6 protein-coding genes are annotated in these 3,567 nt (G+C 72.6%); all 6 read left to right on the top strand.

Annotated elements, in window-relative coordinates:
* Positions 1 to 468: cohesin domain-containing protein (locus AC1D15_RS22465; protein WP_477827708.1), on the top strand; the 468-nt coding region annotated here is incomplete at its 5' end.
* Entirely contained in the window at positions 465 to 929 is a 465-nt protein-coding gene (locus AC1D15_RS22460) for a type II secretion system protein (protein WP_047501275.1), read from the top strand. The genes AC1D15_RS22465 and AC1D15_RS22460, both read left to right, overlap by 4 nt.
* Entirely contained in the window at positions 929 to 1,312 is a 384-nt protein-coding gene (locus AC1D15_RS22455; protein ID WP_477827707.1) for a type II secretion system protein, read from the top strand. Before AC1D15_RS22460 ends, AC1D15_RS22455 begins: the two co-directional genes overlap by 1 nt.
* Positions 1,299 to 1,793 (top strand): type II secretion system protein, encoded by a 495-nt coding sequence (locus AC1D15_RS22450; RefSeq protein ID WP_477827706.1) that lies wholly within the window; start codon positions 1,299 to 1,301, stop codon positions 1,791 to 1,793. Before AC1D15_RS22455 ends, AC1D15_RS22450 begins: the two co-directional genes overlap by 14 nt.
* Positions 1,790 to 2,203, top strand: a complete 414-nt coding sequence (gene gspG, locus AC1D15_RS22445; protein ID WP_477827705.1) for a type II secretion system major pseudopilin GspG — start codon at positions 1,790 to 1,792, stop codon at positions 2,201 to 2,203. Before AC1D15_RS22450 ends, gspG begins: the two co-directional genes overlap by 4 nt.
* Before the next feature lie 16 nt (positions 2,204 to 2,219).
* Positions 2,220 to 3,422 (top strand): type II secretion system F family protein, encoded by a 1,203-nt coding sequence (locus tag AC1D15_RS22440; RefSeq protein ID WP_477827704.1) that lies wholly within the window; start codon positions 2,220 to 2,222, stop codon positions 3,420 to 3,422.
* Positions 3,423 to 3,567: the final 145 nt, after the last annotated feature.

The raw sequence follows: 3,567 nt of genomic DNA, 5'->3' as shown, positions 1-3,567 counted from the left end.
ACACCCGCGATCCCGGGCGCCAGGCCCGCACAGGCCGCGCCCGCGCCCGCGGCCGCCGCGCCGACGCTCAGCTGGAGCGCGCCGGCCGAGGTCAAGGTCGGCGACACCTTCGTCGCGACCCTGAACCTCGCGACGCCGGTCGCGCTGCGCGGCGCGCCGGTGCAGCTCGCCATCAGCAAGGGCCTGCTGTCGGTGGTCGACGTCGACGAGGGCGATCTGTTCAAGCAGGGCGGCGCGGCCACCAGCTTCAGCAAGACGATCGATGCCGAGCAGGGCAAGGTGCAGGCCGGCGCGATCCGCAACCAGGCCACCGGCGCGAGCGGCCAGGGCAGCCTGCTGAGCGTGCGCCTGAAGGCCACCGCCGCCGGCACCGCGGAGCTGACGACGCTCGGCGCGCAACCGCTCGGCCTCGACGGCCCGGCGCAGCCGTTCGGCCTGCCGCCGCCGCTGAAGGTGATCGTCAAATGAGGCGCACCGCCGGCTACACGCTGATCGAGCTGGTTGTCGTGCTGGCGGTGCTGGGCGTGCTGGCCGCAGCCGTCTTCCCGCTGGCCGAGATCACGCTGCAGCGCGAACGCGAGCGCGAGCTGAAGCAGGCGCTGTGGCAGATCCGCGAGGCGATCGATGCCTACAAGCGCGCCAACGACAAGGGCCAGCTGTCGCAGCCGGCCGGCGCCACCGGCTACCCGCCGAGCCTGCAGGCGCTGGTCAGCGGCGACACCGGCCTGCCGGGCGCGCAGCGGATGGTCTTCCTGCGCCGCATTCCGCGCGATCCGTTTGCCAGCGCCGAGCTGCCGGCCGAGCAGACCTGGGGCCTGCGCAGCTACCTGTCGACGGCCGAGCAGCCGCAGGCCGGCGCCGATGTCTACGACGTGTTCTCCCGCTCGACGCGCAGCGGGCTGAACGGCGTGCCGCTGAAGGACTGGTGATGCAGGCCATGCACAAGGCACGCGGCTTCACGCTGATCGAGCTGATGGTGGTGATGGCGGCCATCGGCCTGCTGCTGGCCATCACGGTGCCGCACTATGCCGAGCACGTCGACCGCGCGCGCGAGGTGGTGCTGCGCCAGAACCTCGCGGCGATGCGCGATGCGATCGACAAGTTCTACGCCGACCGCGGCCGCTACCCGGCGGCGCTGCAGGAGCTGGTGCAGGCGCGCTACCTGCGGCAGCTGCCGGTCGATCCGGTGACGGACCGCATCGACACCTGGGTGCTCGTGAACTCCGACAGCGGCGCAGCCGCGGGGGTGTCCGACGTGCACAGCGGTGCGCCGGGGCAGGCGCGCGACGGGAGCCCGTATGCGAGTTGGTGATCGAGCCGGCAAGTCGCCGTCGCGCGGCTTCACCTACGTGATCGTGCTGCTGCTGGTCGCGCTGCTGTCGCTCGGCCTGTCGATCGCCGGCCCGCGCTGGGCCGATGCGGCGCAGCGCGAGCGCGAGGACGAGCTGGTGCGCATCGGCACGCTGTACGCGCAGGCCATCACCCGCTACCGCGAGGCCTCGCCCGGGTCGCTGAAGCAGTACCCGGCCTCGCTCGACAACCTGCTGCTGGACAACCGCTTCGTCGGCACGCGCCGCCACCTGCGCCGGCTCTACACCGACCCGCTGGTGCCGGGCCGCCCGCTCGGCGTCGTGCGCGGCGCCGACGGCAGCGTGCGCGGCGTGTTCAGCACCAGCGAGGCGCAGCCGCTGCGGCGCACCCCGCTGCAGATCGACGGCCTGGCCGAGATGCCGCCCGCCGCGCAGTACAACCAATGGGTCTTCATGGCCAAACCGATCGCATCGACATCATGATCAACGCTTCCCGCCGCGGCTTCACGCTGCTCGAACTCCTCGTCGTGATCCTGATCATCGGCCTGCTGACCGGCATCGTCGGCCCGCGCTTCCTCGGGCAGATCGGCCGCTCGGAGGTCACTGCCGCGAAGGCGCAGCTCGATGCCTTCGACAAGGCGCTGCAGGCGTATCGCATCGACACCGGCCGCTTCCCGACCACCTCCCAGGGCCTGCAGGCGCTGCTGGTGGCGCCTGCCGACGAGCCGCGCTGGCGCGGCCCCTACCTGCGCGGTGCGCTGCCGCAGGATCCGTGGGGCAGCGCCTACCAGTACCGCGCGCCCGGCCTGCAGGGCCAGGAGTTCGAGCTGCTGAGCCTCGGCAAGGACCGCGCGCCCGGCGGCAGCGGCGACGACGCCGACCTGACGCGCTGAACTCGCGAGCGCCGCCATGCAGTTCAAGGTCCGCTACTACGACCCCGGCCAGGCCGCCGTGCTGGAGCGGCTGGCGCAGGCCGAGTCGCTGCAGGCGGTGCAGGCGCAGCTGGCGGGCGAGGGGCTGGTGTTCGTCGGCGCCGAGGCGCAGCCAAGTGGGCCGGCGCGCACGCCGCTGCTCGGCGGCGGCGCGGGCGCCTTCAACGTCGCGTGGTGGTGCCGCGAGCTGCGCACGCTGCTGCAGGCCGGCATGACGGTGGTCGAGGCGCTCGAGACGCTGCAGGCGCAGTCGTCGCAAGGCGCGCGCGGCGACATCCAGGCCGAGCTGCTGCGCGCGCTGCGCGAGGGGCGGCCGCTGTCGAAGGCGATGCACGAATCGCAGGCCTTCCCGCCGGTGCTGGTGGCGAGCGTGAAGGCCAGCGAGCGCACCAGCACGCTGGGCAGCGCGCTGGCCGATTTCCTGGCGCACGACGAGATGATGGGCGCGTTGCGCAAGCAGGTGGTCAGCGCGGCGATCTACCCGGCCGTGGTCGTRACGCTGGGCTTGCTGATCACGCTGTTCCTGCTGCTGTACGTGATCCCGCGCTTCTCGGGCATGTACGTGGATTTCCACGGCAACCTGAGCCTGCCCACGCAGGTGCTGCTGGGCTTCAGCAAGGCCGTCTCGCAGCACACCGCCGAGGTGGCCGCGGGCCTGGCGGCGCTGGTGGTCGGTGGCGTGTGGTGGGTTCGCTCGGGCGGCGCGATGCGCTTCGCGGTGGCGGTGGGCTCGCGGATCGGGCCGCTGCAGCGCCAGTGGGACCACTTCCGTCTTGCCAAGCTGTACCAATCGCTCGCGCTGATGTTCCGCGGCGGCTACACGCTGGACGAAGCGATGGCGCTGTGCGAGACGCTGGGGCTCGGTGCGCGCATGAGCGAGGCGGTGGCGCGTGCGCGTGTCGACCTGGCGCGCGGCAAGCGCGTGTCGGCGACGCTGTCGCAGGCCGGGCTGACCGACACGGTGGCCGAGCGCCTGCTGGCGGTGGGCGAGCGCACCGGCAGCTTCGACGTGGTGCTGCAGACCATCTCGCAGCGCCATGCCGCGGCCTTCACCACCTTCGTCGAGCGGGCCACGCGGCTGGTGGAGCCGGTGCTGCTGCTGATGGTGGCGCTGCTGGTCGGCGGCATCGTCGTGATGATGTACATGCCGATCTTCGACATTGCCAATGGAGTGCGCTGAACGATGAGCAACACGGGCATCGCCCCTCTCGCCCTTCCGGCCCTGATCGCCGACGCGCGGCGCCAGCACCGCGCCGGCGCCGGCACGGTGCTGGACGTGCTGCAGCGCACCGCGCCGCCGGGCCTGGCGCGCCGCCTGCGCGAGG

Source organism: Rhizobacter sp. P2_H2 (assembly GCF_056403375.1).
The sequence above is the reverse complement of the archived record's forward strand: the minus strand, read 5'-3'. Positions and strand labels throughout refer to the sequence as shown.

Bases quoted from the DNA above. Each gene is read 5' to 3' on its own strand.
- AC1D15_RS22460 (WP_047501275.1), top strand. From the start codon at position 465: ATGAGGCGCACCGCCGGCTACACGCTGATCGAGCTGGTTGTCGTGCTG.
- AC1D15_RS22455 (WP_477827707.1), top strand. From the start codon at position 929: ATGCAGGCCATGCACAAGGCACGCGGCTTCACGCTGATCGAGCTGATG.
- AC1D15_RS22450 (WP_477827706.1), top strand. From the start codon at position 1,299: ATGCGAGTTGGTGATCGAGCCGGCAAGTCGCCGTCGCGCGGCTTCACC.
- gspG (WP_477827705.1), top strand. From the start codon at position 1,790: ATGATCAACGCTTCCCGCCGCGGCTTCACGCTGCTCGAACTCCTCGTC.